Origin of the sequence: Bartonella sp. CM86QHHN, assembly GCF_042194695.1 — a bacterium.
Lineage (GTDB): Bacteria > Pseudomonadota > Alphaproteobacteria > Rhizobiales > Rhizobiaceae > Bartonella.
The window spans coordinates 1-1,253 of record NZ_JBHIND010000015.1 but is presented as its reverse complement, the minus strand read 5'-3'; the positions used below and the strand labels follow the sequence as shown (position 1 = coordinate 1,253).

Sequence of the window (1,253 nt, the reverse complement as noted above, 5' to 3'; positions counted from 1 at the left end):
TGTCAACTCTTGCGCAATGATCACTTCATTTGTCCAGTCAAGGGTGACAGGCGCTTTTAAAGGAGCAGTATAGAATGTTGGATCAATGGCAAGCTGTAAAATGCCGTTGCCTACAGCACCTGTTTGTTGAAAGCCTTCATCTCTGTAACTATCATCAAGAAAAGGGTCTGCAAACATGCCCTTTTTGGCAACAGGTTCTTTAGAGTCAACATTGCTTTTAATACGCTCTAATTGCATCAATCGATCAAGCGAAAGCACTCGTTGAAAATAGCGCCACATTTCATCATAGGGGGCAACACGGGTGCCATCATTGACCACAACCGGCGTTTCAAGCCAATTGTTGGTAATGGTTGCAAGGGACAACACATCANCGGTCAATGCGGGGGAGTTTGTAAGTGTAACTGACGATAATATCACCACCTTGCGCCCCACCTGAGACAGTGATTTCCTGCGCTGTTACTTTATCAGCCGTGATTTTTGCGCGATAGCGGTAAGTCACCTTATAGCTGCTCCCTGCTAAAGGTTCGTCTCCCACGGGTGCCCAATCAATGGTGTCTCCTGTTTTTTTAAAATCTGTGCCTTCTTTAAATTCCTTGCTTCCTTGAACGACTTTAATAAACGCGGTGATGCTTTTATCAGGAACACCATCACGCCCTGCGGCAACCGCACCGCGGGTGACGTTAACGGTTTTTTCTTTTGTCAACAAAAGAGACTGAATATCGGCAAGAGGAAAATAATAGGGTTTAAAGGTGAAACTTGTTTTCCCTTTTGGAGGCGCAAAAATATGCGTTTCGCTAGGAACAACGCTTGTCGAAAAATCCTCTGGCTCTTCATGGCGCAAAGCCGCTAAGCGTTTGCGTTTAAAGCCATTGATATTGGCTTCTCCTTCTTGAATACTAAACACTTGGCAACCATTATTTGCTCCCAATGCGCTCACACGGCAGCCACTCACGATATAATGTCCATGAGCGCGGTCGTACGTCGCAATAGCTTGCATGGCGGGTTCAAGCAGTGATGGGGATTTTTGATCAATCAAAACGCCATCTTGTAAAATATAAACCGGAAAGAAAGTGCCATTCTGCGCATCCTCTTTTAGTGCCCAAACAAGCTTTGCTGTTTCGCGTGCCGCTCCAGGCTCTCCTTCTGCTAAGGTGCCAGGGACTTGCCCCAATAGCTCTGGATCATCTTCGTGTGTTATCCATTTTTTTTGCAGCTTCACACCAATTTCCAAGCGCCCAATCATGGCAACATTG

1 pseudogene is annotated in these 1,253 nt (G+C 45.9%); it reads right to left on the bottom strand.

Annotation, left to right across the window (positions count from 1 at the left end):
- Positions 1–1,243: pseudogene (locus ACFIKX_RS01370) on the bottom strand (DUF4815 domain-containing protein); the annotation flags it as partial.
- Positions 1,244–1,253 lie beyond the last annotated feature (10 nt).